General features: G+C 68.8%; 26 protein-coding genes. 8 read left to right on the forward strand and 18 right to left on the reverse strand.

The window, feature by feature from the left end; translation table 11 throughout:
- The first annotated feature begins 7 nt into the window (after nucleotides 1-7).
- Genes OG555_RS14865 through OG555_RS14885 form a run of 5 tightly spaced genes read left to right on the forward strand, consistent with a single transcriptional unit; the run spans nucleotide 8 to nucleotide 5,999 of the window.
- Nucleotides 8-892 carry a 2-hydroxy-3-oxopropionate reductase gene (locus OG555_RS14865; protein WP_329483460.1) on the forward strand — a complete coding sequence of 295 codons (885 nt, stop codon included), beginning with the start codon at nucleotides 8-10 and terminating at the stop codon, nucleotides 890-892.
- Entirely contained in the window at nucleotides 892-2,667 is a 1,776-nt protein-coding gene (gene gcl, locus OG555_RS14870) for a glyoxylate carboligase (RefSeq protein WP_329483461.1), read from the forward strand. Before OG555_RS14865 ends, gcl begins: the two co-directional genes overlap by 1 nt.
- On the forward strand, nucleotides 2,667-3,812 hold the full coding sequence (locus tag OG555_RS14875) for a glycerate kinase (protein ID WP_329483462.1): 1,146 nt from the start codon (nucleotides 2,667-2,669) through the stop codon (nucleotides 3,810-3,812). The genes gcl and OG555_RS14875 overlap by 1 nt, the downstream gene beginning before the upstream one ends.
- A 22-nt stretch (nucleotides 3,813-3,834) precedes the next feature.
- Complete coding sequence (gene allB / locus OG555_RS14880; RefSeq protein WP_329483463.1) at nucleotides 3,835-5,178, forward strand: allantoinase AllB; 1,344 nt, start codon at nucleotides 3,835-3,837, stop codon at nucleotides 5,176-5,178.
- Complete coding sequence (locus OG555_RS14885; RefSeq protein ID WP_329483465.1) at nucleotides 5,175-5,999, forward strand: bifunctional allantoicase/(S)-ureidoglycine aminohydrolase; 825 nt, start codon at nucleotides 5,175-5,177, stop codon at nucleotides 5,997-5,999. Before allB ends, OG555_RS14885 begins: the two co-directional genes overlap by 4 nt.
- Here OG555_RS14885 and OG555_RS14890 read toward each other — a convergent pair.
- From OG555_RS14890 to OG555_RS14905, 4 genes are all read right to left on the reverse strand, one after another.
- Entirely contained in the window at nucleotides 5,996-6,430 is a 435-nt protein-coding gene (locus OG555_RS14890; protein ID WP_329483466.1) for a GNAT family N-acetyltransferase, read from the reverse strand. The two genes, OG555_RS14885 and OG555_RS14890, sit on opposite strands and share 4 nt — an antisense overlap.
- A gap of 68 nt (nucleotides 6,431-6,498) precedes the next feature.
- A complete protein-coding gene (locus OG555_RS14895) occupies nucleotides 6,499-8,346 on the reverse strand; it encodes a hypothetical protein (protein WP_329483467.1) in 1,848 nt (615 codons plus the stop codon).
- A gap of 300 nt (nucleotides 8,347-8,646) precedes the next feature.
- Nucleotides 8,647-9,186 (reverse strand): GNAT family N-acetyltransferase, encoded by a 540-nt coding sequence (locus tag OG555_RS14900; RefSeq protein ID WP_329483468.1) that lies wholly within the window; start codon nucleotides 9,184-9,186, stop codon nucleotides 8,647-8,649.
- A 50-nt stretch (nucleotides 9,187-9,236) separates the two neighbouring features.
- Nucleotides 9,237-9,590, reverse strand: coding sequence for a hypothetical protein (locus OG555_RS14905; protein ID WP_329483469.1), 354 nt, complete (start codon nucleotides 9,588-9,590; stop codon nucleotides 9,237-9,239).
- A gap of 18 nt (nucleotides 9,591-9,608) precedes the next feature.
- On the opposite strand from OG555_RS14905, the gene OG555_RS14910 reads away from it, so the two are divergent.
- A complete protein-coding gene (locus tag OG555_RS14910; protein WP_329483470.1) occupies nucleotides 9,609-10,376 on the forward strand; it encodes an SDR family NAD(P)-dependent oxidoreductase in 768 nt (255 codons plus the stop codon).
- Here the strand turns inward: OG555_RS14910 and OG555_RS14915 are convergent.
- The 3 genes from OG555_RS14915 to OG555_RS14925 are packed head-to-tail and all read right to left on the reverse strand — an operon-like array spanning nucleotide 10,351 to nucleotide 12,631.
- Entirely contained in the window at nucleotides 10,351-10,875 is a 525-nt protein-coding gene (locus tag OG555_RS14915; RefSeq protein ID WP_329483471.1) for an FkbM family methyltransferase, read from the reverse strand. The two genes, OG555_RS14910 and OG555_RS14915, sit on opposite strands and share 26 nt — an antisense overlap.
- A 17-nt stretch (nucleotides 10,876-10,892) precedes the next feature.
- Nucleotides 10,893-11,681, reverse strand: a complete 789-nt coding sequence (locus tag OG555_RS14920; protein ID WP_329483472.1) for an ABC transporter permease — start codon at nucleotides 11,679-11,681, stop codon at nucleotides 10,893-10,895.
- Nucleotides 11,678-12,631 (reverse strand): ATP-binding cassette domain-containing protein, encoded by a 954-nt coding sequence (locus OG555_RS14925; RefSeq protein ID WP_329483473.1) that lies wholly within the window; start codon nucleotides 12,629-12,631, stop codon nucleotides 11,678-11,680. Before OG555_RS14925 ends, OG555_RS14920 begins: the two co-directional genes overlap by 4 nt.
- 95 nt (nucleotides 12,632-12,726) lie before the next feature.
- Here OG555_RS14925 and OG555_RS14930 point away from each other — a divergent pair, with 95 nt between their 5' ends.
- On the forward strand, nucleotides 12,727-13,488 hold the full coding sequence (locus OG555_RS14930) for a TetR/AcrR family transcriptional regulator (protein ID WP_329483474.1): 762 nt from the start codon (nucleotides 12,727-12,729) through the stop codon (nucleotides 13,486-13,488).
- Here the strand turns inward: OG555_RS14930 and OG555_RS14935 are convergent.
- From OG555_RS14935 to OG555_RS14950, 4 genes are all read right to left on the reverse strand, one after another.
- On the reverse strand, nucleotides 13,485-14,096 hold the full coding sequence (locus OG555_RS14935) for an FMN reductase (RefSeq protein WP_329483475.1): 612 nt from the start codon (nucleotides 14,094-14,096) through the stop codon (nucleotides 13,485-13,487). The genes OG555_RS14930 and OG555_RS14935 overlap by 4 nt on opposite strands.
- The gene (locus OG555_RS14940; protein WP_329483477.1) at nucleotides 14,093-15,205 is read right to left on the reverse strand and encodes an LLM class flavin-dependent oxidoreductase; all 1,113 of its coding nucleotides are present in this window, start codon (nucleotides 15,203-15,205) and stop codon (nucleotides 14,093-14,095) included. Before OG555_RS14940 ends, OG555_RS14935 begins: the two co-directional genes overlap by 4 nt.
- 140 nt (nucleotides 15,206-15,345) lie before the next feature.
- Nucleotides 15,346-15,690, reverse strand: a complete 345-nt coding sequence (locus OG555_RS14945; protein WP_329483478.1) for a tetratricopeptide repeat protein — start codon at nucleotides 15,688-15,690, stop codon at nucleotides 15,346-15,348.
- A gap of 76 nt (nucleotides 15,691-15,766) precedes the next feature.
- Nucleotides 15,767-16,642 carry an aldo/keto reductase gene (locus tag OG555_RS14950; RefSeq protein ID WP_329483480.1) on the reverse strand — a complete coding sequence of 292 codons (876 nt, stop codon included), beginning with the start codon at nucleotides 16,640-16,642 and terminating at the stop codon, nucleotides 15,767-15,769.
- 100 nt (nucleotides 16,643-16,742) lie between these two features.
- Between OG555_RS14950 and OG555_RS14955 the strand changes: the two genes are divergently transcribed.
- Nucleotides 16,743-17,225 carry a GNAT family N-acetyltransferase gene (locus OG555_RS14955; RefSeq protein ID WP_329483482.1) on the forward strand — a complete coding sequence of 161 codons (483 nt, stop codon included), beginning with the start codon at nucleotides 16,743-16,745 and terminating at the stop codon, nucleotides 17,223-17,225.
- 64 nt (nucleotides 17,226-17,289) lie between these two features.
- Here the strand turns inward: OG555_RS14955 and OG555_RS14960 are convergent, their stop codons facing one another.
- From OG555_RS14960 to OG555_RS14990, 7 genes are all read right to left on the reverse strand, one after another.
- Entirely contained in the window at nucleotides 17,290-17,838 is a 549-nt protein-coding gene (locus OG555_RS14960; RefSeq protein WP_329483483.1) for a hypothetical protein, read from the reverse strand.
- A 106-nt stretch (nucleotides 17,839-17,944) separates the two neighbouring features.
- Entirely contained in the window at nucleotides 17,945-18,667 is a 723-nt protein-coding gene (locus OG555_RS14965) for a phosphotransferase (protein ID WP_329483484.1), read from the reverse strand.
- A 9-nt stretch (nucleotides 18,668-18,676) separates the two neighbouring features.
- Complete coding sequence (locus tag OG555_RS14970) at nucleotides 18,677-20,119, reverse strand: diguanylate cyclase domain-containing protein (protein ID WP_329483485.1); 1,443 nt, start codon at nucleotides 20,117-20,119, stop codon at nucleotides 18,677-18,679.
- A gap of 69 nt (nucleotides 20,120-20,188) precedes the next feature.
- Nucleotides 20,189-20,935, reverse strand: coding sequence for a sugar phosphate isomerase/epimerase family protein (locus OG555_RS14975; protein ID WP_329483486.1), 747 nt, complete (start codon nucleotides 20,933-20,935; stop codon nucleotides 20,189-20,191).
- A 19-nt stretch (nucleotides 20,936-20,954) separates the two neighbouring features.
- A complete protein-coding gene (locus OG555_RS14980; RefSeq protein ID WP_329483487.1) occupies nucleotides 20,955-21,770 on the reverse strand; it encodes a sugar phosphate isomerase/epimerase family protein in 816 nt (271 codons plus the stop codon).
- Nucleotides 21,767-22,948, reverse strand: a complete 1,182-nt coding sequence (locus OG555_RS14985) for a dihydrodipicolinate synthase family protein (protein ID WP_329483488.1) — start codon at nucleotides 22,946-22,948, stop codon at nucleotides 21,767-21,769. The genes OG555_RS14980 and OG555_RS14985 overlap by 4 nt, the downstream gene beginning before the upstream one ends.
- Complete coding sequence (locus OG555_RS14990; RefSeq protein WP_329483489.1) at nucleotides 22,945-24,108, reverse strand: Gfo/Idh/MocA family protein; 1,164 nt, start codon at nucleotides 24,106-24,108, stop codon at nucleotides 22,945-22,947. Before OG555_RS14990 ends, OG555_RS14985 begins: the two co-directional genes overlap by 4 nt.
- Nucleotides 24,109-24,113 lie beyond the last annotated feature (5 nt).

The following is a 24,113-nucleotide window of genomic DNA, read 5'->3' on the forward strand; positions in this document are numbered from 1 at the left end:
GACTGACATGACGAACATCGCCTTCATCGGCCTCGGCATCATGGGGAACCCGATGGCCCTTCACCTCGCGAACGCCGGTCACACCGTGGCCGGGCTCGACCGCAGTCCGGAGCGGACCAAGACCCTCGTCGACGCCGGCGGCCGGGCCGCCGGTTCGATCGCCGACGCGGTCAAGGGCGCGGACGTGATCTGCGTGATGGTGCCGGACTCGCCCGACGTCCAGGACGTCCTCGAAGGAGAGGACGGTGTCTTCCAGCAGGCCGAGACCGGCACGCTGATCATCGACTTCTCCAGCATCCGGCCCGACGTCACGCAGCAGCTCGCCGAGCAGGCGCGGGCGCTCGGTTTCCGGCTGCTCGACGCCCCGGTGTCCGGTGGCGAGGCGGGCGCCAAGAACGCCGCGCTGTCGATCATGGTCGGCGGCGAGGCCGACGACTTCGCCACCGCCAAGCCGCTGTTCGACGTCGTCGGCAAGACCGTCGTCCACGTCGGTCCGAGCGGCTCCGGCCAGACGGTCAAGGCCGCCAACCAGCTGATCGTCGCCGCCAACATCCAGGCCGTGGCCGAGGCTGTCATCTTCCTGGAGGCGTACGGCGTCGACACCAAGGCGGCCCTGGAAGTCCTCGGTGGTGGGCTGGCCGGTTCCGCCGTACTGAACCAGAAGAAGGAGAACATGCTGTCGCGCTCCTTCCAGCCCGGCTTCCGGATCGACCTGCACCACAAGGACATGGGCATCGTCACGGCGGCCGCGCGTGAGGCGGGTGTCGTCGTACCGCTCGGTGCGCTGGTGGCGCAGCTGGTCACCTCAGCTCGGGTGAACGGTGATGGCGGTCTCGACCACTCCGCGCTGCTGCGTGGCGTGGAGCGCCTGTCCGGAAAGGAGATCGGCTGATGACCCGGATGCGCGCGGTCGACGCCGCGGTCCTGATCCTGGAGAAGGAAGGGTCCACGCAGGCGTTCGGGCTGCCCGGCGCCGCGATCAACCCCTTCTACAGCGCGATGAAGAACCACGGCGGGATCAAGCACGTGCTGGCCCGTCACGTCGAGGGCGCCTCGCACATGGCCGAGGGCTACACCCGGGCCAAGGCCGGCAACATCGGCATCTGCGTCGGTACGTCGGGGCCCGCCGGGACCGACATGATCACCGGCCTGTACTCGGCGTCGGCGGACTCGATCCCGATCCTGTGCATCACCGGCCAGGCGCCGGTCGCCAAGCTGCACAAGGAGGACTTCCAGGCCGTCGACATCGCGTCGATCGCCAAGCCGGTCACCAAGTGGGCGGTCACGGTGATGGAAGCGGCGCAGGTGCCGGGGACGTTCCAGAAGGCGTTCCAGGTGATGCGTGAGGGCCGTCCGGGGCCGGTGCTGATCGATCTGCCGGTGGATGTGCAGCAAGCGCAGATCGAATTCGACATCGACACCTACGAGCCGCTGCCGGTGTCGCGTCCGGCCGCGACCCGGGCGCAGGCCGAGAAGGTGCTGTCCTTCCTCGCCGCCGCCGACCAGCCGCTGATCGTCGCCGGTGGCGGGATCGTCAACGCGGACGCGGCCGACCTGCTGGTCGAATTCGCCGAGCTCACCGGGATTCCCGTAGTACCGACGTTGATGGGGTGGGGCGTGCTGCCGGACGACCACCCGCTGATGGCCGGGATGGTGGGGCTGCAGACGTCGCACCGCTATGGCAACGCGACCCTGCTGGCCTCCGATCTGGTGCTCGGCATCGGCAACCGCTGGGCGAACCGGCACACCGGCGGCCTCGAGGTGTACCAGGGCCGGCGGAAGTTCATCCACGTCGACATCGAGCCGACGCAGATCGGGCGGGTGTTCGCGCCGGACTACGGCGTCGTGTCCGATGCTCGCGCCGCCCTGGAAGTGTTCGTCGAGGTGGCGCGGGAGTGGGCTTTGGAAGGCCGCCTGGCCGACCGGTCCGCGTGGGCGGCCGAGTGCCGGAAGCGTCGTACGGAGTTGCAGCGGAAGACGCACTTCGACGTCGTACCGATCAAGCCGCAGCGCGTCTACGAGGAGATGAATCGGGCGTTCGGGCCTGAGGTCCGGTATGTCAGCACGATCGGGTTGTCGCAGATCCAGGCGGCGCAGATGCTGCACGTCTACCGGCCGCGGCACTGGATCAACGCCGGCCAGGCGGGTCCGCTCGGGTGGACCGTGCCGGCCACGCTGGGGGTCGCAGTCGCGGATCCGGACAGCATGGTGGTGGCGTTGTCGGGTGACTACGACTTCCAGTTCCTGATCGAGGAGCTGGCGGTCGGGGCGCAGTTCAACATCCCGTACATCCACGTGGTCGTGAACAACTCGTACCTGGGGTTGATCCGGCAGGCGCAGCGCGGGTTCGACATGGACTTCTGCGTGCAACTCTCGTTCGAGAACATCAACAGCCCGGAACTCAACGGCTATGGCGTCGACCACGTCAAGGTCGCCGAAGGCCTGGGCTGCAAGGCCCTCCGCGTCTTCGAGCCCGATGGCATCCTCCCCGCCCTCGAGCAGGCGAAGAAGCTGATGGTCGAACACGAGGTCCCGATCGTCGTCGAGATCATCCTCGAACGGATCACCAACGTCTCCATGGGCCTCGAAATCGACAACATCTCCGAGTTCGAGGACCTCGCCGAGGTCCCCGCGGACGCGCCCACCGCCCTGGCGCTGCTCGACTGATGCCGGCACCCCGGGTGATCGTTGCCTCCGACAAGTTCAAGGGCACCCTGACCAGCGCGGAGGTCGCCGCCGCGGTCGATGCGGGCGTACGGCGAGTCCGCCCTGACGCCACCGTGGTCGCGATCCCAGTAGCCGACGGCGGCGACGGCACCTTGGCCGCCGCCGTCGCGGCCGGCTTCCAGTTGGTGCCGGTCACCGCATCCGGCCCAACCGGCGAACCAGTCCACACCGCCTACGCCCGCCGCCGCGCATCCGCCGACCGCGGTGCTCCACGCGGTTTCGGTCGCTCGGGCGGTCGTGACGATGTCGCCGTCGTCGAGCTGGCCGATGTCTCCGGTCTGGTCCGACTTCCCGCCGGCCGGCCGGCTCCGATGACCGCCACCTCCTACGGCACCGGCCAGCTGATCGCGGCGGCCATCGATGCCGGTTGCCGGAAGGTGATCCTCGGCATCGGCGGCAGCGCCTCCACCGACGGCGGCGCCGGCCTGGTCCACGCCCTCACCGGGACCGAGTCTCTCGACCTGCCCGCACTCCGCCAACGGCTTCGCGGAGTGGAGATCGTCGTCGCGTGCGACGTCGACAACCCGCTGACCGGACCGAAGGGTGCCGCGGCCGTCTACGGCCCACAGAAAGGCGCCACCCCCGAGCAGATAGCCGATCTCGACTCCGCACTCAGCCGCTGGGCCGACCTCGTCGCCCGCGAGACCGGCCGCGACCTGCGCGACGCGCCGGGCGCTGGAGCAGCAGGTGGGGTGGGTTTCGCCGCGCTCGCACTCCTCGACGCCGACCTCCGCCCGGGGATCGAGCTGGTTCTTGATCTGGTGGGCTTCCATGAGCAACTCGTCGGTGCGGATCTGGTGATCACCGGCGAAGGCGCCCTCGACGAGCAAACCCTGCACGGCAAGGCCGTAGCCGGCATAGCCGCAGCCGCCGCCCGAGTACCTGGCTCGGTCGGGGCACCTGGGACCCCGGTGGTTGCGGTGTGTGGGGTCAACCGGTTGGACCACGAGCAACTACGAGCGGCTGGCGTGGTTGCGGCGTACGCGCTCACCGACCTGGAGCCCGACGTACGGCGGTGTATCGCTGAGCCCGTGCCGTTGCTGGAGCGGGTTGGGGAGTGGATCGCGAGGGAGCACCTACGATGACTGCAAGTGAGAGGGGCATCGCATGAGCGCGCTGGACCTTCTGATCCGGGCCCGCCGGGTGGTGCGTGCCGCGGGGGAGACGGCCTCTGCCGTGGGGGTCCGCGACGGGCGGATCGTCGCGATCGCGCCGTACAACGCCGACCTCGCGGCCGAGCGGCAAGTAGTGCTAGCCGACGACGAGGTGCTGCTCCCGGGCCTCGTGGACTCCCACGTCCACGTCAACGACCCAGGTCGGACCGAGTGGGAAGGTTTCACCAGCGGGACGCGAGCAGCCGCGGCGGGCGGCGTCACCACGATCATCGACATGCCGCTCAACAGCATCCCGCCGACTTGCGACCTCCCGGCGCTCGAGCTGAAGCGCAAGACCGCGCAGCCTCAGGCGTACGTCGACATCGGATTCTGGGGCGGTGCGATCCCGGACAACGTCCCCGAACTCCGCCCACTCCACGAGGCCGGCGTCTTCGGCTTCAAGTGTTTCCTGCTGCATTCGGGCGTCGACGAGTTCCCGCCTCTGGACCAGAGTCAGCTCGACGACGCGATGGCCGAGATCAGCGAGTTCGACGGGTTGCTGATCGTGCACGCCGAGGACGCGCACCGGATCGACCAGGCCCCGCCGCCGGACGGCGCCAGCTATCCCGCGTTCCTACGCTCCCGCCCGCGCGTGGCCGAGAACGCCGCTGTCGTCGAGGTCATCGAGCTCGCGCGCCGGTCAGGCTGCCGTGTCCACATCCTGCACGTCTCGAGCGCCGACATCCCGCCCAGGATCGCCACAGCCCGCGACACCGGCGTACGCATCACCGCGGAAACCTGCCCGCACTACCTGACCTTTACCGCCGAGGACATTCCCCACGGCGCCACGCAGTACAAGTGCTGCCCCCCGATCCGCGAAGCAGCCAACCGTGAGCTGCTCTGGGAAGGGCTCCGCGACGGCACGATCGACATGATCGTCTCCGACCACTCGCCGTCGACGGTCGACCTCAAACACCTCGACACCGGCGACTTCGGCACCGCCTGGGGCGGCATCGCCTCCCTGCAACTCGGCCTGCCGGCCGTCTGGACCGAGGCCCGCCGCCGCGGCTTCACCCTGACCGATGTCGCTCGCTGGATGTCCGCCGCTCCGTCCGCACAGGTAGGACTGAAGACCAAGGGCCGGATCGAGGTCGGCTCCGACGCCGACTTCTGTGTCCTCGCCCCCGACGACACCTTCGTCGTCGACGCGAAGTCCCTGCAGCACAAGAACGCCATCACGCCGTACGACGGACGGACGCTCGACGGTGTCGTCCGGAGCACCTGGCTCCGCGGCCACCCCGTCGACATCGAGGCGGCCCCGCGTGGCCGCCTCTTGACCCGAGGAGCACAACGATGAACTACTACGCCCCGAAGGGTGGACTGCCCCCGCAGACCGACCTCACCACCGACCGCGCGGTCTTCACCGAGGCCTACGCCGTCCTTCCGCGCGGCACGATGCGCGACATCGTCACCAGCCGGCTCCCGTTCTGGGACGGCACCCGGCTGTGGGTGATCGCCCGCCCGCTGTCCGGGTTCGCCGAGACGTTCTCGCAGTACATCGTCGAGGTCTCGCCGGGCGGCGGCAGCGACAAGCCGGAGACCGACCCGGCCGCCGAGGCCGTCCTGTTCGTTGTCGAAGGCAACTTGGTACTCACGGTCGCCGGCGAGAAGCACGCGCTGGCGCCGGGTGGGTACGCCTACCTGCCGCCGGGCGGCGACTGGACTCTGCGGAACACGAGCGACGCGACCGCGACCTTCCACCTGGTCCGGAAGGCGTACGAGCGGATCGAGGGCATCGACGTACCGCCGGCCTTCATCACCAACGAGGCCGACGTCGAGGGTCGCGAGATGCCGGGCACCGAGGGTCGATGGAAGACGCAACGGTTCGCCGATCCGGACGACGTCCGGCACGACATGCACGTCAACATCGTCAGCTTCGAGCCGGGCGGGGTGATCCCGTTCCCGGAGACGCACGTGATGGAACACGGCCTCTACGTCCTCGAAGGCAAGGCGGTCTACCTCCTCAACAAAGACTGGGTCGAGGTCCAGGAGGGCGACTTCATGTGGCTCCGCGCCTTCTGCCCGCAGGCCTGCTACGCCGGCGGCCCGGGCCGCTTCCGCTATCTCCTCTACAAAGACGTCAACCGCCACCCCAAACTGCCGCAGCGATTCCTCTAGCCGAGGCGCTTGCTGAGGAAGATCCGGCTGATGCCGGCCGCGCTCGGGATTCGCCCGAACTCGGTCCAGCCGTGGCGTTTGTAGAAGTCGGGCGCCTGGAAGTTGATCGTGTAGACGACGCCGCTGACACAGCCCCGATCCCGTGCCTCGGCTTCTGCCTGCTGAAGGATCCTGCTCCCGAGGCCTGACCCGCGCAGCGCATCCGGCAGATAGAGCAGATCGACGAACCACAACCCCAGCGAGGTCCGGCCGGTCAACCCGCCGAGGGTCTGTCCGGTCGAGGGGTCCTTCACGAGCACGGCCAGTGCCCGCCGATCCCGAACGCCGCTCGCGCTGAGGTTGAATTCGTCCAGCGAATCCGCGACGACGGCGATCTCGGCGTCGGTCGGATCGTCGGTCAGTACGACATCGAGCGCGGGATGGGTGTCCACAATCGGACCGTATCCGCGGCCTCCGACAGTTCTGTTGACCTGTCTGGCGGGGCTGAACGCGGCGCCGGCTATTGCGATGGTGCTCCTGGTATCGCCCTGAAAGTGCCGGTAGGCGTGACGTGGAAGACGAAGCCGTGGGGTGTGGTCCATTCCAAGGTTTTGGGGTCGAGGCGGCGGACGGTCCAGCCGTGGGCGTGGGTTTTGACCCGGTGACCGAAGCGGCCGAGCGGTGCGAGGTTGGTGGTGCTGGTCTGTCCCGGTGGGCCGAGGGGGTCGTAGGGCTGGAGGTGGTCCAGGTCCATGCCGGGGTGGGTTTCTTGGGTGCCGAACGGGAAGAGCTCGACGGGGTGGGTGAGTTTGATGCGTTCGCGGATCCGGTCGGGGATTTCGTAGGCGTCGACGCTGATGGCGTCGTTGAGGTCGATGACCGGCTTCACGGTGTACGGGCCGTGGCCGACGAGCTCGGCCAGCTGGTCGGCGAGCAGCGGCCCGATGCCCTCGGCGCGCAGGACCCCGGTCCCGGTGGCCAGGGTGTGGTCGGTGAGGTGGACATAGATCTCGGTCTGGCCCGGACGCACCCGTCCGCCGGCACGGTCGGGACTACCGTCGCGGTCGGCGCCGGTTCGGGTGGCGTGGGTGCTGTAGGCGTCCTGCTTGATCTGGGCCAGGCGCGCGTGCAGGGCGCGGCGTGCGGCCGCGTCCATAGGCTGGCCGTCGTCGGGGTCGAGGTGCAGGCCGGGGTCGGAGGGGTCGAAGGGTTCGATCGGCACGATGTCGGGGGTGTCGAGGGGGTCGGGCAGGTCGCTGCTACTGGGGTGGGGTGCGTCGCGGTCGGCCTCGTCGTCCAGGCCGGGCTCGTCGCGGATGCCGGTCCGGTCCTCATCACCCCACCGGGATGCCGAGCCCGCGCCGGGCATCCCGCTCGCCCCCGCGGCAGCGGTGCCGTGGCCCGAGTCGACCTGGTGGTCCACATCAGCCCGGGCCAGGTCGGTGGTCGCGTGAGGACGATCGTCGTCACCGGCCTCGGGGCACCCGGTGCCCCGGTGGCTCGCACCCCGAGGGCTCGTGCTCACAGGCCCGGCGGCGTCCGGCCCCGCGGGGTCCGGGGCCGTGGTGTCCTGTGCTGGGGTGGTGAGGTGGTGGTGGCGGGCCTGGGTGAGGAGTTCTTGGGTGTAACGGGGGTCGGCGATGATCCCGACCGCGTCCGCGCGCCGGTGCTGGACCGACCGGGTGTCGCCGAAGGTCTTCAACGCCTCGGCGATCGCGTCGAGGGTCGCCTTGTTCCGGATCACTGCACCGGCGGCGGCCTTGATGTACATGGTCTTGGTGCCGTGCTCATCCGCGCGGCCGACGAACACACCCCGTTCGCGGGCCTTCTCGGCCGCCTCGGCCCGCGCCAAATCGGCATCGGCGTGCATCTTCGCGGCCTTCACGATCTTGTCCAACCGGTACGGGGTGATCGAGTCGATGAGTCGCGCGATCCGCTGGTCGACATAGGCGGCGGCGTCCGCGGACAGCTTCACGCAGTCGGCCACGATCCGGCACGCCTTCCACGCGGTCGCCTCACCGGCCAGGACCCGCGCCCAGGTGAACGGGAACCGGTGCCGCAACGCCAACGCCTGCCCCAGATAGTCCGCGGCGACCCGCGGCGAGATCCCCAGCACCACCGCGAACTCCGCGACCGCGAACTCCAAGACCTCCGGACACCCGTCACCACCCAGCAACACCGCCCGTTCCCGACCGTCGCAGCCACGGCGGCCCGGGCGGACCGGGCCCGCGTCAGGGTGAAAGCGATCGGCATAGACCAAGGCGACCTCCAGGACCCGGACATCGGCCCGGACACCCACGGCACGCCACTCGACGGCCGACTCCAGCAGGTCGGCCGTCGACAGCGTCGCCAGATCTCCTTCGAACATGTCTTCGATTCTACGCATCGCCATCGAGCTGCGGCAAATCGCCGAGCCCCGAAAGCCCTTATCCACAAGGGGAAACATCACACGGCTCTCGGGAGGAGAACGGGGTAGGCAACGCCGCCTGATCGACCTCGACTGCTCACCGCCAATCAGCCTGTCGATGACTCGGCAGTCGAGCTCGTCTGCTGCCCTCGGCGACGAGCACCCCCAACCTTGTCGTCGGCCACGACCTGATCGAGCGGACCGTCGACCAGGTGCTGACCCGCGAGTCCTTGTTGCGGGGTCGCAGAACCAGGGCGGATATCAGACGCTGATGGAGACCGGGCGTTCGGGCGGGGTCAGCGGGTCCGTGATCAGGCGCGCGTGGCGCTCCACGTCATACCGGGAGCCGTCGTACGCGAGGCGTTGGCGTTCGAGGCCCTCGGAGAGGAAGCCCGCGCCGGCCGCGACCGCGCAGGACGCGGGGTTGTTGAGTTGGTGGCCGAGCTCGAGCCGGTAGAGGCCGGCGTCGCGGTGGGCCCAGTCGGCGAGGGCGCGGAGTGCGTCCCGGGCGACGCCGTGGCCGCGGACGTCGGCGAGGGTCCAGTACCACGTCCAGCCCACCTGGTGGCGGTCGATGTTCGTCACGGCCACGCACCCGATCGGGTGGTCGTCGGCATCGGCAACGGCGTACACATGCCCGTTGTCCAGGTCCGCGACGCGGCCGATCCAGTCCACCGCGGACGCCCGGTCCACGATCCCGCCCTGGGTTCTCATCTCAGGATCCTGGTGAGCCGCGGCCAGCCGCAGCGCGTCAGCCGTCCGCCACCGCCGCAGCCCCAGCTCCCCGAGCGCGTATCCCATCCATCGAATCTACCGCCCACCCACCAATGGCAACTGCGCTCACGGCGCGTTCAAGCCAGCGCCATCACGCCGATGAGCCCTACCAGCCCGGTCAGGACCTCCACGAGCCGATCGCCGGGTGGGATCTTCCCGTCGTACGCCCAGTACGTCTGCTGCTGCTCCCAGGTGAACGTCACTCCGCGCGCTGTCGCGAGGCAGCCGCCGATTGCGATCCCCGCTCCGAGGATGAGCCCGATCGGCAGTGCCCGAGAGGTCGGCGTCGCTGTGGTCGCCACCACGACCGCAGCCAGCCACCCGATGCCAGCAGCCGCCAGGCACCGGCGGCGGACCCTCGTGATCAGTCGCAGCAGGAGGATCCCGGCCGGCCAGGCGACATGCACGGCAATCAGAACGGTGCGTGGCACTAGGAGAGGATAGGGCGTATGGGATATCTGGATTTCAGGGATCAGGTCGTGGTGGTGACGGGCGCCAGCAGCGGGATCGGGGCTGCGGCGGCGGTGGGATTCGCAGAGACCGGGGCGACGCTCGCGCTGCACTACCACCGCAACGAGGAGGGCGTGAAGCACACCGTTGGCGCGGTGCAGACGGCCGGCGGTACGGCGTCGTTGCACCAGGCGGACCTGGCCGACCCGAAGTCGGCAGACGCGTTCATCGACGACGTACTCGCGCAGCACGGCCGGATCGACGTGCTCGTGAACAACGCCGGTGACCTGGTCAAGCGGTCGCCGGTGGCCGACGTACCGGACGAGGAGTTCCACCGGATCCTGGACGTGAACCTGACCTCGGTGTTCGCGCTCAGCCGCCGGATCGTGCCGGTGTTCCGCGTGCAGGGCGGCGGCGCGATCGTGAACGTGACCTCGATCGCCGGCCGGCACGGTGGAGGCGGCGGTTCGGTCGTCTACGCGACCAGCAAGGGCGCCGTCAGCACGTTCACCCGCGGCCTCGCCAAGGAACTCGCCCCCGAGGGCATCCGCGTGAACGCGATCTCACCCGGCGTCATCAAGACCCCGTTCCACGACCGGCACACCGGCGACGAGCAGATGACCGCGATGATCGCCACCATCCCGATGGGCCGCACCGGCACCCCGCACGAGTGCGTCGGCACCATCCTCTTCCTGGCCTCCGACCGGATGGCCTCCTACGTCACCGGCCAGATCATCGAGGTCAACGGCGGCCAATTGATGCCGTGAGCAAGCTTTCCGGCCGGAACAGCGCGTTCTGGTCCAGCGTCTCGCCGGCCGGCAGGTAGCGCATCTCGTCCAGGATCGTGTGCAGCCGCGCGCTCGACTCGCTTCGCTTGTCCTCGACCAGCAGAGCGCGTGGCTGCAACCGCTTGAGCGTGCGGGTCGCTCCGGAGAGGGCCGCGATCTCCCCGCCCTCGATATCGAGCTTCACCACGTCGAGGCGGGTCAACGCGTGCTCCCGCGCCCAGTCGTCCAGCCGGATCACCGGCACCTCCTGGACGATCGCTCCGTCGCGACACAGTCCGCGGCCGGCTCGACCGCGGTCACCCGCCCGCCACCTAGCTCGTCCAGCCGCTTCGCCACCGTCAGTGCGTGGACGCCGACGTCCTTCGGAGAAGCCGACCAGGCGGGCGGTACGACGTGCCGCGGGTGATCCCAGCACACGCCCCATGACGTGGGCGAGACTCCACGCGGCTCGTCGTACCGCTCCGTCCCGAACGGCCATGACCGTCCAGTATTCAGTTATCGCGAAAGTGTGCGGAACCGATGTGCGGAGAGTGGCAGGAAGACTGCGATGAGCAGCAACGGGGCGATCACCGCGGCGATCTCCGCGTGGGCGCCGATCCAGGTGGCGGAGGGGTCGGGGTTGCCGAAGAGGGCGCGAGAGGCGGTGGCGGTCGCGGACAGCGGGTTCCACTGAGCGATCGTGCCCAGCCAGGACGGCATCGTTGACGTGGCCACGAAGGCACTGGAGAGGAAGCCGATCGGCCACACCAGGACCTGCACCATCGTCACGCTCTGCGCGTTCTTCACGGTCAGCCCGATGAAGATCCCCACCCACAGCAAGGCGAACCGCAGCAGCAACAGCAACCCGAAGGCGGCCAGCGCGGACGGCACACCCTCGTGCCACCGCCAGCCGAGCGCGAGCCCGGTCCCGACCAGCACGAGCAGCGTCACCGCCGAGTCGAGCATGTCCGCGATGCACCGCCCCATCACGACTGCCGCCGAGCTCATCGGCAACGATCGGAACCGGTCCGTGACACCCTTTGCGGCATCCGTCGTGACCGCGGTCATCGTGCCCTCCAGCCCGAAGAGCATCGCCAGAGCGAAGATCCCCGGCACGAGGAGCTCGTAGTACGACTGTCCGTCCGGGAAGTCCATCGCGCCACCCAGCAACGCACCGAACATCAGCAGCATCAGCACCGGGAAGAACCAGTTGAAGATCACGATCCCCGGCTGCATCCGCCAGTGCACGAGCGTCCGCCGCGCGATCGTCCAACTGTCCGCCAGTGCCCAGCCCAAGGCCGTCATGCCGCCACCTCCGTCCCGGTCAGGTGCAGGAAGACCTCGTCCAATGTCGGTCTGCGCAGGGTAATGTCCTCCGGTTCGATCCTTGCCTCGTGCAACGAGTTGGCCATCACCACGAGCGCCCGTGTACGGTCCTTCACAGGCACGCTGATCCGTACGTCGCTGACCCGGATCTCCCCGTCCGCCAAGGGTTCTGCCAACTGCAGCACCCGCGGCACGTCGGCGGGATCCGCGAGGACGAGATCCAGCCAGTCGGATCCGAGCTGCGTCTTCAGGTCGTCCGGGGTGCCCTCGGCAACGACCTTGCCGGCCTTGAGCATCGAGATCCGGTTCGCCAGCTGATCCGCCTCCTCCAGGTACTGCGTGGTCAGCAGCACCGTCGTCCCGCCGTCGACCAACTGCCGTACGGCGGACCACACCTCGAGCCGCCCGGCCGGGTCCAGACCGGTCGTCGGCTCGTCCACGAACAACACGGCCGGCGCGACGATCAGACTCGCCGCCAGATCGAGCCGCCGGCGCATCCCGCCGGAGTACTTGCTGACCGCCTGCCCCGCCGCCTCCGTCAGGCTGAATCGCTCGAGCAGCTCGTCCGCCCGGCGGAGCGCCTTCGAGTGGCCCAGGTGATTCAGCCGGCCGAACATGACCAGGTTCTGCCTCCCGGTCAGTACGTCGTCGATCGCGGCGTACTGGCCGACGAGTCCGATCCGCCGTCGGACCTCGGCGCCTTGCCGGCGGACGTCGTACCCCGCGATAGTCGCCGTACCCGAGTCCAGCTCCAGCAGCGTGGACAGGATCCGCACCGCCGTCGTCTTGCCGGCGCCGTTCGGGCCGAGCAGGCCCGTCACCGTGCCGGCGGTGACCTCCAGGTCGAACCCGTTCAGCCCTGCCCCCTCGGTGCCGCCCTTGTAGTGCTTCCGTACGCCGACGGCCTCGATCACACGCTCCGTTGTCACGTCCCACCTCTCGCCCGAGTTGAGTCGTAGAGTGTACCGTACACTGTACGACTCGGGTACGATCGGGACAACGACGAGCGGCTGGAGTTAGTTCCTTGGCTGGAAAGAAGGTGGCAGCGTCCGATCCGGCGCGCAGTCTGGCGCTGCTCTGGGGGAGCCACACGAAGCCCGGCCGCTCCGGTCTGACCGTCCGCGCGATCGTCGACGCGGCGATCGAGCTGGCCGACGGCGGGGGGCTCGAGGCCCTCTCGATGCGGATGGTGGCCGAGCGGCTGAAGGTCGGCACGATGTCGCTCTACACGCACGTGCCCGGCAAGGGTGAGCTGACCGACCTGATGTTCGACCGCGTGTACGGCGACCTGTACGCCGACGTCGACGAGCCGTCGCGGCAGCCCGGCGGCTGGCGCGGTGCGCTGGAATTCATTGCCCACCGCAACTGGGACGTTCTGACCGCGCACCCGTGGATCCACGAGGTCCCGACGATGCGTACGGCGCTGGGCCCGAACATCACCGCCAAGTACGAGGCCGAGCTACGCCCCCTCGACGGCCTCGGCCTGACCGACGTCGAGATGGACTCGGCCCTCATCCTGGTCCTCACCCACGTCCAGGGCACCGCCCGCGCCGGCGCCGAGCAGCTCCGCACGCAGCGCGAGTCCGGCCTCACCGACGAGGAGTGGTGGCGTCAGATCTCCCCGACACTCACCCACGTCATGTCCGGCAGCGCCAAACACTTCCCCGTTGCCGGCCGCGTAGGCACCGCGGTCGGCGAACACTTCCAATCCGTTATCGATCCGGCCCACGCCCTGACGTTCGGGCTGACCAGGATCCTCGACGGCATCTCCCTGCTGATCGATTAGCTGTTGAGCAGGTCTTCGAAGGGGGTGGGGTTGTCGTACGGGTCGGCGTGGGTGGGAGCCTCATGGTGGAGGGCGGCGACCAGTTCAGTGGCCGCCTGGGTGATGCGGGAGCGGAGTTTGGCGGCGTTGGGGCCCCAGTCGGTGGAGGCGGCGTACACGCCGGTGGGGACAGGCAGCGCCTTCAGATAGGCGAACAGGGGGCGTAGGGCGAACTCGAGCACCAGCGAGTGGCGCTCGGTGCCGCCGGTCGCGGCGAGCAGGACGGGCTTGCCGGCCAGGGCCTGGTCGTCCAGGACGTCGAAGAACATCTTGAACAGACCGCTGTACGACGCGCTGAAGGTCGGGCTGACCACGATCAGCGCGTCGGCTTCGGTCACCGTGTCCAGAACGGTTTGCAACGACGCCGTCGGGAAGCCGGTGAGGAGGTTGTTGGTCAGGTCGTGGGCGTGGTCGCGCGCCTCGATCAGCTCGACCCGGGACGCGATCCCGCGCCCGGACAGCTCGTCCTGCACCGCGGCCGCCAGTTGGTCGGCGAGCAGCCGGGACGACGACGGTGTCGTCAGCCCGGCGGTCACCACCGCGATCACCCGTTCAGCAGGTGCGGTCATCGGGTCGGCTCCTCGATCGTCTCCAGGTCGTGCGCCCGCTCGGCCGCGGCCTTCAGGGAAGCATGCGTCGGCGCGTCCGGCACATGCGCCGGCTTCTTCGCCGCGAACTCCTTCCGCAGCACCGGAACGACCTCTTCACCAAGGATGTCCAGCTGCTCCAGCACAGTCTTGAGCGGCAACCCGGCGTGGTCCATCAGGAACAACTGACGCTGGTAGTCGCCGAACTCCTCGCGGAAGGTCAGCGTCCGCTCGATCACCTGCTGCGGGCTGCCGACCGTCAGCGGCGTCTCCCGGGTGAAGTCCTCCAGCGACGGGCCGTGTCCGTACACCGGCGCGTTGTCGAAGTACGGCCGGAACTCGTTGACGGCGTCCTGCGAGTTCTTCCGCATGAAGACCTGACCGCCGAGCCCGACGATCGCCTGGTCGGCGGCGCCATGCCCGTAGTGCTCGAAGCGCTTGCGGTAAAGCTCGATCATCCGCTTGGTGTGCGTGACCGGCCAGAAGATGTTGTTGTGGAAGAACCCGTCACCGTAGTACGCCGCCTGCTCGGCGATCTCGGGTGACCGGATCGAACCGTGCCAGACGAACGGCGGTACGCCGTCGAGCGGCCGTGGGGTCGACGTGAACCCCTGCAGCGGCGTACGGAACTTGCCTTCCCAGTCGACGACGTCCTCGCGCCAGAGCCGGCGCAGCAGGGCGTAGTTCTCGACCGCGAGCGCGATGCCGTTGCGGATGTCCTGACCGAACCACGGGTACACCGGACCGGTGTTGCCGCGACCCATCATCAGGTCGACCCGGCCGTCGGCCAGGTGCTGCAGCATCGCGTAGTCCTCGGCGATCTTCACCGGGTCGTTGGTCGTGATCAGCGTCGTCGAGGTGGACAGGATGATCTTCGACGTCTTCGCCGCGATGTACCCGAGCTGCGTGGTCGGCGACGACGGCACGAACGGCGGGTTGTGGTGCTCACCCTGCGCGAACACGTCCAGCCCGACTTCCTCGGCCTTCAGCGCGATCGCCACCATCGCCTTGATCCGCTCGCCCTCACTCACGGTCGTCCCAGTCGTCGGGTCCTCGGTCACATCCCCAACACTGAACACACCGAACTGCATCGGTCCTCCTCGCCTAGATAGTTCACTATTAAACTACTCTTGCTGGGAGAACGCCAATCCCCTGCGAGTCATTCCATCCTGCCCGGTGAACGCCGACGGCCCGCGATCCACGGGGGATCGCGGGCCGTCGGCTGCGCCGGTCAGATTGTGTGCGGCTCGAGGAACTCGTCGTCGCCGGTGAGGGCGGCGGCTATGCGGCGGTGCTTGGTGGCTTCGTCGCGGCGGGACTGGCGTTCGAGGGTGCGGGCGAGCATGAGGTGGGCGTAGTACTCGGTGGGCTCGCGTTCGACGACCTCGAGAAGGTGCTCTTCGGCGGGCTTGAGGAGGGCCGCGTGGTAGTAGGCGCGGGCCAGCAGCAGCCGGGTGCCGACGTCGTCGGGAGTTTCGTCGACGACCGGGCGGAGGGCGCGGATGGCGCCGCGGTAGTCCCGGTCCTCGAAGTATTGCCGGCCAAGGCCGTAGCTCAATGCGCGCATGTCTTCCATGGAGGGCCTCCTGTCATCTCGGGAACGTGACAGGAACACCACGCGGCGCGGAGCTATTCCGCGCCGCGGTCCGGCGTCAGGCGGCGTCGAGCGTGGCGACCTGGTCGGGGGTGAGCTCCAGGTCGATCGCGGCGTACGAGTCGCGGATGGTCTCCGGCCGGCTGGAGCCGGGGATCGGGATGACGTACGGCGACTTGGCCAGCATCCACGCGAGAGTCAGGCGCTGTGGGCTGACGCCGAGTTCGGCGGCGAGTTGGTGGAACGCGGGGTGCTTGGTGCCGAGGTTGCCCGCGTTGGAGATGCCGCCGAGCGGCGACCAGGGGAGGAATGCGATGCCGAGCTCGTCGCACAGGTCGAGCTCCGGCTCGCTGGAGCGGAAGGCGGGAGAGAACTGGTTCTGCACCGAGACGAGGCGGCCGCCGAGGATCTCGTTGGCCTGCTTGATCTGGGCCGGGTTCGCGTTCGAGATGCCGGCCAGCCGGATCTTGCCCGCGTCGAGCAGGTCGCGGATCGCCCCGATCGAGTCCTCGTACGGCGTCTTCGGGTCGGGCCGGTGGAACTGGTACAGGCCGATCGCCTCGACACCCAGCCGCTTCAGGGACGCGTCGGCGGCCTCGAACAGGTGCTTCGGTGAGCCGTCCACAGTCCAGCTGCCGTCCCCGGGCCGGAGGTGGCCGCCCTTGGTGGCGACGAGCACGTGCGACGTGTCGCCGCCGTACGACGCCAGTGCCTGAGCGATCAGGGATTCGTTGTGACCGTCGTCGGTCGCGGTCAGGTGGTACGCGTCGGCGGTGTCGATCAGGGTGATCCCGGCGTCGAGCGCGGCGTGGATGGTCGCGATCGACCGCTCCTCGTCGGGCCGGCCCTCGATCGACATCGGCATCCCGCCGAGCCCGATCGCGGACACCTCGACGTCACCGATCCGGCGGGTCTTCTTCGTGTCAGCTGCCATGACTCCAACCTCGCGCGCGACGGGCGCCGATTCAAACAGGAATATCCGCACAAACTCAGCACTGTCGGTACTGAATCGGCGTCGAGGGCAGGATGTTCCCATGCACATTGACGAGCGGGTACGGCGAGCCCGGCGAGAGGACGTCCCGGCGATCGTGGAACTGGTCTACGGACTCGCCGACTACGAGCGAGCCCCGGACGAATGCCACCTGACCGCGGCGCAGTTGGAGACCGCCCTGTTCGGCGACGCCCCCGCGGTCTTCTGCCACGTCGCCGAACACGAGGGTGAGGTGGCCGGCTGCGCACTCTGGTTCCTCAGCTTCTCCACGTGGCGCGGCGTCCACGGCATCTACCTCGAAGACCTCTTCGTCCGCCCCGAGACCCGCGGCACCGGCCTCGGCAAGGCCCTGCTCACCGCCCTCGCCCAGGAATGCGTCACCAACGGCTACGAACGCCTCGAGTGGTCCGTCCTCAACTGGAACACCCCAGCCATCGACTTCTACAAGTCCCTGGGCGCCGGCCCCCAAGACGAATGGATGGTCTACCGCCTAACCGACGACGCCCTCACCCAGCTGGGCTCGTAAGCACCCGAAACGTCCGCCACAGTTCGCTGACCAGTTGCCCGCCGTCTGCGAAGAGGCGCCGGTCCTACTCGAGGCGCGCGCGCTCGCGCTTGATCTCCGCGAGTTGCGCCGGGGTCGGCTGTTGCCGCGCGTATTTGTGCCAGTACGCCGCCTGCTTGCCGGTCTGCCTGATCACGCGGTCAGGCGCAGGTGGTGCCGGCCAGAACTGCAGGAGGTAGCGGTCGACCAGCGTCTCGTCGTCCATCGGCGGTCCGGCTTGATGTCCGGAATCCATTCCCCAGCCGGAATACCGCACGCGGTAGCTCACCTGCTCCAGGTTCAGCGGCCAGCGCCCCTCACCGCCCCAGCCCTTCAGCGCCGCCGCGCCCAACGGCCGGTACGACGCCTCGACAACCTCGTCCGCGCTGTACTCGACCGACGGCATCTTGTCGTGCACCTCGACCACGAACCCGACCTTGCCAGTGTGCAGCCCGGTGATCAGAAACAACTTCCCCTCGACCGCCGCCCCGCACAACCCGTTCCGCTGCCCGGCGAAACACTCGCCGAGGTCGGCGTAGTTCTCCGAGCTCTCCACATAGATCTGCGCGTAGGCGACCCACGCGGGCCCAGTCATCACCGTCCTCATCAGACCACGCCGCCGAGACCGAGTTTCCGTAGCACTGTGGATCCCCCCACGTTGATGATCAGCCCCTATTTGAAGCACACGCGGAGGTGGCGGTTCAAGACTGGGCGGTTGCAGCTTCCTGCAATTCGTCGGCGTGAGCTTCGACCCAGGTGCGCGTCCGACGGATGTCGTTCGGTATGTCGAGGTCGCGGAGGTGCCGCATGGCCTGGTCACCGGCCGCGGCCTGGGCGTCGATGCCGTCGGCGGCGCGGGACTGCCACCACAGCACCGTGGGGACAAGTGCGGTGAGATCGACCGGACCGTAGCCGGCCAGTAGCGCCTTCCAGTGCGGGACAGCCCGGTCGAGGCTCACGAGGTCGGCGTACTGCCAGCAGATGAAGGCGATGTCGTGGATGCGGGCACCCGGGGCGGCGATGTCCCAGTCGATGAAGGCGATGGCGCGCGTCCCGTCGTCGGTGTAGACGGTGTTCTTCGGCGAGAGGTCGTTGTGGCAGACCACCTCTTGGTCGCCGGCGAGCGCCGTACCCGCGGTGAGGTCGTGGAACTCGCGGACCAAGCGGCCCACCGAGTGCAATGCATCAGTGGACGTGACGGTGGGCTTCCACGGCCGCTCCCACGCGACGTACCCGTCGACGAAGCCCAGCCGCTCCCGACCGTCCGCATCCACACCGAGAAACCGTGGCGCGCCACCCCACCCCGCCAGCAACCGCAGCAGATCATGCACGAAACCGGCCCGCTCACCGGGCTTCCGCAGTACGGCGTCTCCTTGCCGCACCACCACGTTCACGAACCCGCCACGCAACTCCACCTCGTCCATCCGCGCAGCCTACGAGCGGCGGTGCTTCGCGGCGTACATGGCCTGGTCGGCCTCGTGGAGAAGGGCGTCGAGATCGCTCGCGTCCGGCGTGATCGGGACGGTGCCGATGCTCGTCGTGACCTCGACCGCGATGTTCGGCAGCGGTCGGCTCACCGCGGACTCGAGGCGGGAGATCAACGTCGTCAGGTCCTCACCGGCGATGTCCTCGGCGAGTACGGCGAACTCGTCGCCACCGAGACGGGCCACGGTATCGCCATGGCGGACCGCGGTGGACAGCCGGGCGGCGATCTCGCGCAGGGCGTGGTCGCCGGCCTCGTGTCCGTAGCTGTCGTTCACGAGCTTGAAGTGGTTCAGGTCGCAGAACAGCAAGGCGCCGGGCCGGCCGGTCGCTCGGGTCCGCTCGAGGACCGAGGTGAAGCGGTGCTGGAGCAGCCGCCGGTTCGGCAGGCCGGTGAGCGGGTCGTGGGCGGCGTGGTGGCGGAGTTCGCGTTCGGCGTCCTTGCGGGCGGTCACGTCGTCGATCTGGATCAGCAGGATCTGCGGCTGGCTGGTGCCCTGTTCGACGATCGCCGCCGTACCGCCGAGCCAGATCTCGTTCCCGCTGGGCTGCGAGAAGAGCCGCTCGAACCGGTACGGCGCGTTGCCAGCAGCAACCTCGTCGAATTCGCGCCGGGACTGCCCGGGCTCCTCGTCGCGGAGGAAGTCCGGCAGGCGGGTGCCGAGCAGTTTATCGGCGTCGTACCCGGTGATCCGGCAGAAGGCGTCGTTCACCCGCAGCACCCGGCCGGCGTCGGGCCCGTCGAAGGCGATCGTCGCCATCCCGTTCCCGGCACCCTCGAAGACCATCCGGAACGTGGTCTCGCTCGCCTCCAGCCGTGCCTTCTCGGCGCGGAGCTGATCGGTCAGCCGGGCCTTGTCGATCGCCAGGCCGGCCTGGGTGGCGAAGATCTCCAGCAGCTCCCGGTGGATCGGCCCAGGCCGGCGCTGGTCCTCGGGCAGATCGACCGAGAGCATCCCGACCAGTTCACCGCTCGGTGAGTACAGCGGCGCGAACAGCGCGTCCAGCGGATGCCAGGCGGCCGGATCGTCGGACACCGGTACGTCGGGCACCCAGCCGGTCACCTCGCCCTCGGGCAGCCGCTCATGCGGCACGAAGCGCAGGCCGCCCCACTCGTCCGCGATCGCGAAGTCGGCGTCGAAGATGTCCGCCGCGCTCACCCGGCCGAGCAGGGCCTCCCGCGCCTCCGGCGACCCGGCGACCGCGAACACCTCGAACTTCCCGTCGGCATGCCGCAGATTCAGTACGGCGATGCCGAAGCCGAGCCCGTCGACGACCCCGTCGACCACCGCCTGCAGGGTCTCGGCCAGGCTGCGCCCCGCACCCATCCGCGCGCTCACCTCGTAGAGGCGGCGTACAGCCGTCAGCCGGACCGATGGGTCGTCGTTGGGCACGGGTCGAGAATAGGCCGATCTCACCCGCCGTGAGCAGTTGTAATCACCTTTGATCCGGTTAAGCGTTTGTCAGTACCTGATTTCGGTCAGCCCGCGGTAGCTCCGTTCGGCCGACTGCCAGGCGTCGGCCGGCTTGTCGTGCTCGACCAGCCACTGCTCGACCCCACCCTCGGTCGCGTAGGCGAACATGCCCGCGAAGTCGAGCTTGCCCGCACCGACGTCCTCCCAGGAACCGTCCGCGGCCATGTCCTTGACGTGCAGCGCCGGGAACCGCCCGGGGTGCTCCTGGAAGTACTTCGCCGGGTCGTGGCCACCGTCGACCACCCAGTACAGATCCAGCTCGAAGCCCAGCAGTTCCGGGTCCACGTCGAGCAGGATGTCGTACAGAACCTGTCCGTCCACCGCATCGAAGTCGCGCCCGTGGTTGTGGAACAGCAGCTTCAGGCCGGCATCACGCGCGGCCTTGCCGGCCTCGGTGAACGCGGCCGCCGCCGTCTTGAACCCCTCCACGGAGTGCATCTCGGAAGGAATCGACGGTACGACGATCCACTGCGCGCCCAACGTCTGTACGTCGGCCAGCGCACCGGCCCAGTTGTCCGTCATCCGGGGGTACCCGACGTGCTCGAGCACGATCGACAGCCCGGCGTCGTCGGCGAAGGAGCGGATCTCCTCGGCGGTGTGGTCGAACCGCCCACTCACCCCCACCGTGCGATACCCGATCCCGGCGAGCCGCTTCAGCGTCCCCGGATAGTCCTCGGCCAACACCTCCCGCATGGTGTAGAGGTGCATTCCGATGCCGTCGGCGGGGATACTCATACAGGCAGCTCCTCAGCTACTAGATGACGTGTTCCTGATAGCGCGCCAGCGCCAGGTCGAAGACCTCTTGTCCCGGCGCGTCCCACAGCTCCTGGTTGAAGATCTCCACTTCGATCGGTCCGTCGTACCCGGCCGCGTCACAGGCCTCGCGCAGCCGGCGCAGCTCGATCGAACCGTCGCCCATCATGCCGCGCCCGAGCAGCGTGTCCGCCGGCAACGGAACCACCCAGTCGCTCACCTGGTAGGACAGAATCCGCTCGCCGGCCCGCTCGATCTGCCGATAGACGTCGGCGTCCCACCACAGGTGATACGCGTCCACGATCACACCCACCTGCGACGCCGGGAACTGCTCGGCCAGCTCGAGCGCGCCACCCAGCGACGAGACCACGCACCGATCCGAGCAGAACATCGGATGCAATGCCTCGACCGCCAGCTTCACCCCACGCTCTGCCGCGTACGGCGCCAGTTCGGCCAGCCCATCGCGGACCATCGAACGAGCGCCGTCGAGATCACGCGAGCCTGGCGGCAGACCACCGCTGACGAGCACGAGCACGGACGTACCCAGCGTCGCGGCCTCGTCGATCGCGCGCTGGTTGTCCTCGATCTTCGCTTTTCGCTCGGCCGGATAGGTCGACGTGAAGAATCCACTCCGGCACAGCGACGAGACCTTCAGGCCCGCGTCCGTGACGAGCCGCGCTGCCTTGTCGACGCCGTACTCCTGGATCGGCTCGCGCCACAGGCCGATCCACGACAGCTCGGCCTTGGCGCTGGCCGCGACCACGTCCTCGAGCGGCCAGTACTTCGTCGTCGCCTGGTTCAGGCTGTAGCGGTTCACGCGTCGACTCCACCCACACGCAGCAGCTGTCCGAACCGCTCGACGGCAAGCTCCGGATCCGTGAGTACGCCGGCTTGATCGGCAAGGCGGAGGGTGTCAGCCAGATGCGGGAGCGACCGCCCGGTCTGCAGGCCACCCACCATCGAGAACCCGGGTTGGTGCCCGTTCAGCCAAGCCAGGAAGGCGATTCCGGTCTTGTAGTAGTACGTCGGTGCCGAGAAGATCTGGCGGGCCAATGGGACCGTCGGCGCGAAGACGCGGTCGTAGGTGTCCAGATCGCCGTCGTCCAGCGCCTTCAGGGCCGCCGCGGCCGCCGGAGCGATCGCGGCGAAGATGCCGAGCAGGGCGTCGCTGTAGCGGTTCTCGTCGCCCTTGATCAGCGATGGGTAGTTGAAGTCGTCGCCGGTGTAGAGCCGAACGCCCTCCGGCAGACGGTCGCGCAGGGCGACCTCTCGGGAAGCGTCCAGCAGGGACACCTTGATGCCGTCGACCTTTGTCGCGTTGTCGACAATCAGATCGACCACGACGTCGGCCGCGGTGTCGAGCGAGTCGCTGCCCCAGTAGCCGTCCAGCGCCGGGTCGAACATCGAGCCCAGCCAGTGCAGAATGACCGGCCGGCTCGATTGGCCGAGCAGATGGTCGTAGACCTTGCGGTAGTCGTCCGGGGAGGTCGCCGCGGCGCACAACGCCCGGCTGGCCATCAGGATCGGCTGCGCCCCGACCTCCTCGGCAAGCGCAAGCTGCTGCTCGTACGCCGCGGTCACCGCATCCAAGGAGTGGTCGCCGCGCGAGCCGGCAGCGGGTCGAGGCGCGGTGGTGAGCTGGTCTGTGCCAACTCCCACAGCGATCCGGCCGTCGGGTGCCTCGGCGGCGGATCGCCGGATCAGCTCCTGCGTCGCCGCCCAGTCAAGCCCCATCCCGCGTTGTGCGGTGTCCATCGCCTCCGCCACGGACAGCCCGAGTGACCACAGGTGCCGCCGGAACCCCAGCGTGTGCTCCCAGTCGATCACCGCGGGCTGTCCGGGCGAGTTGTCGCCCAAGGGGTCGGCGACAACGTGTGCGGCGGCGAAGGCCAGCCGGCTCGCCGCCGGCGTATAGGTGCCCTGGGCAACTGGCTCGCCGGCCAGCCGGTACTCTTCCAGGCCGCCGTCGCGCGGCAGGCGCAGTTCGAGCGTCACAGCGGGCCCTCGAGGTCGAGCGGCGGGACCTCGAGCTTGCGGCCCTCCCGCCACGACTGCAGGCCGAGCTCGGCGAGCTGCACGCCCTTGGCGGCCTCGACGAAGTCCCAGGTGAACGGCGCGTCCTCGACCACGTGCCGCAGGAACATCTCCCACTGCACCTTGAAGCCGTTGTCGAACACCTCGTTGTCCGGCACCGTCGCCCACTGGTCGCGGAACATCTCGGTGGCCGGCAGGTCCGGGTTCCAGACCGGCTTCGGCGTCGCGGACCGGTGCTGAGCCCGGCAGTTGCGCAGGCCCGCGACCGCGGAACCCTCGGTGCCGTCGACCTGGAACTCGACCAGCTCGTCACGGAACACCCGGGTCGCCCACGACGAGTTCAGCTGCGCGACGATGCCGCCCTCCAGCTCGAACACGCCGTACGCCGCATCGTCCGCGGTGGCGGTGTACTCGTTGCCCTGCTCGTCGACCCGGGACGGGATGTGCGTCGCGCCCTGGCAGTAGACCGACTTCACTGGGCCGAAGAGGTTGTCGAGCACGTAGCGCCAGTGGCAGAACATGTCGAGGACGATGCCGCCGCCCTCTTCTTGCTTGTAGTTCCAGGCAGGCCGCTGGGCTTCCTGCCAGTCGCCCTCGAAGACCCAGTAGCCGAACTCTCCGCGGACCGAGAGGATCCGGCCGAAGAATCCGCCGTCGACGAGCCGCTTCAGCTTCCGCAGGCCGGGCAGCGACAGCTTGTCCTGGACGATGCCGATCTTCAGGCCGGAGTCGCGGACCAGCCGGGCCAGGTCGATCGCGGCCTCCAGGCTCTCGGCGATCGGCTTCTCGCAGTAGATCGCCTTGCCGGCCTCTACCGCGGCGCGGACGCCCTTCTCGCGCAGTTGGGTGAGCTGGGAGTCGAAGTAGATCTCGACGTCCGGCTCGGCCAGTGCCTCGGACAGGTCGGTGGTCCACCGGGTCAGGTCGTACTGCTCCGCGATCCGGCGCAGCTTCAGCTCGTTGCGGCCGACGAGGATCGGCTCGGGGATGATCATCGTGCCGTCGGCGGAGGGCAGGCCGCCCTGCTCGCGGATCGCCACGATGGAACGCTCGAGGTGCTGGCGCAGGCCCATCCGGCCGGTGACGCCGTTCATCACGATGCCGACGCGTCGCTCGTTCACAGTTC

Source organism: Kribbella sp. NBC_01484, from assembly GCF_036227145.1.
Lineage (GTDB): Bacteria > Actinomycetota > Actinomycetes > Propionibacteriales > Kribbellaceae > Kribbella.